Genomic DNA, 1,619 nt, shown 5'->3' with positions numbered 1-1,619 from the left:
TAAGAAGATGTTCCGAATATATCCTTAGAAAGGAGGTGATCCAGCCGCACCTTCCGATACGGCTACCTTGTTACGACTTCACCCCAATCATTTGTCCCACCTTCGACGGCTAGCTCCATAAATGGTTACTCCACCGGCTTCGGGTGTTACAAACTCTCGTGGTGTGACGGGCGGTGTGTACAAGACCCGGGAACGTATTCACCGTAGCATGCTGATCTACGATTACTAGCGATTCCAGCTTCATGTAGTCGAGTTGCAGACTACAATCCGAACTGAGAACAACTTTATGGGATTTGCATGACCTCGCGGTTTAGCTGCCCTTTGTATTGTCCATTGTAGCACGTGTGTAGCCCAAATCATAAGGGGCATGATGATTTGACGTCATCCCCACCTTCCTCCGGTTTGTCACCGGCAGTCAACCTAGAGTGCCCAACTTAATGATGGCAACTAAGCTTAAGGGTTGCGCTCGTTGCGGGACTTAACCCAACATCTCACGACACGAGCTGACGACAACCATGCACCACCTGTCACTTTGTCCCCCGAAGGGGAAGGCTCTATCTCTAGAGTTTTCAAAGGATGTCAAGATTTGGTAAGGTTCTTCGCGTTGCTTCGAATTAAACCACATGCTCCACCGCTTGTGCGGGTCCCCGTCAATTCCTTTGAGTTTCAACCTTGCGGTCGTACTCCCCAGGCGGAGTGCTTAATGCGTTAGCTGCAGCACTAAGGGGCGGAAACCCCCTAACACTTAGCACTCATCGTTTACGGCGTGGACTACCAGGGTATCTAATCCTGTTTGATCCCCACGCTTTCGCACATCAGCGTCAGTTACAGACCAGAAAGTCGCCTTCGCCACTGGTGTTCCTCCATATCTCTGCGCATTTCACCGCTACACATGGAATTCCACTTTCCTCTTCTGCACTCAAGTTTCCCAGTTTCCAATGACCCTCCACGGTTGAGCCGTGGGCTTTCACATCAGACTTAAGAAACCGCCTACGCGCGCTTTACGCCCAATAATTCCGGATAACGCTTGCCACCTACGTATTACCGCGGCTGCTGGCACGTAGTTAGCCGTGGCTTTCTGATTAGGTACCGTCAAGACGTGCACAGTTACTTACACGTTTGTTCTTCCCTAATAACAGAGTTTTACGAGCCGAAACCCTTCATCACTCACGCGGCGTTGCTCCGTCAGGCTTTCGCCCATTGCGGAAGATTCCCTACTGCTGCCTCCCGTAGGAGTCTGGACCGTGTCTCAGTTCCAGTGTGGCCGATCACCCTCTCAGGTCGGCTACGTATCGTCGCCTTGGTAAGCCGTTACCTTACCAACTAGCTAATACGGCGCGGGTCCATCTATAAGTGATAGCAAAACCATCTTTCACTTTAGAACCATGCGGTTCCAAATGTTATCCGGTATTAGCTCCGGTTTCCCGAAGTTATCCCAGTCTTATAGGTAGGTTACCCACGTGTTACTCACCCGTCCGCCGCTAACGTCAAAGGAGCAAGCTCCTTATCTGTTCGCTCGACTTGCATGTATTAGGCACGCCGCCAGCGTTCATCCTGAGCCAGGATCAAACTCTCCATAAATGAATTATGATGTTTGATTAGCTCATAAAATACTAATT

Annotated in this window: 1 rRNA gene; it reads right to left on the bottom strand. The window is 50.3% G+C overall.

Features of this window, described 5'->3' with window-relative positions:
- Positions 1-28: 28 nt before the first annotated feature.
- Positions 29-1,581, bottom strand: a 16S ribosomal RNA gene (locus BTJ66_RS13405).
- Positions 1,582-1,619: the final 38 nt, after the last annotated feature.

It is taken from the genome of Staphylococcus edaphicus, assembly GCF_002614725.1.
In the GTDB taxonomy this organism is placed as follows: Bacteria; Bacillota; Bacilli; order Staphylococcales; family Staphylococcaceae; genus Staphylococcus; species Staphylococcus edaphicus.
The sequence above is the reverse complement of the archived record's forward strand: the minus strand, read 5'-3'. Positions and strand labels throughout refer to the sequence as shown.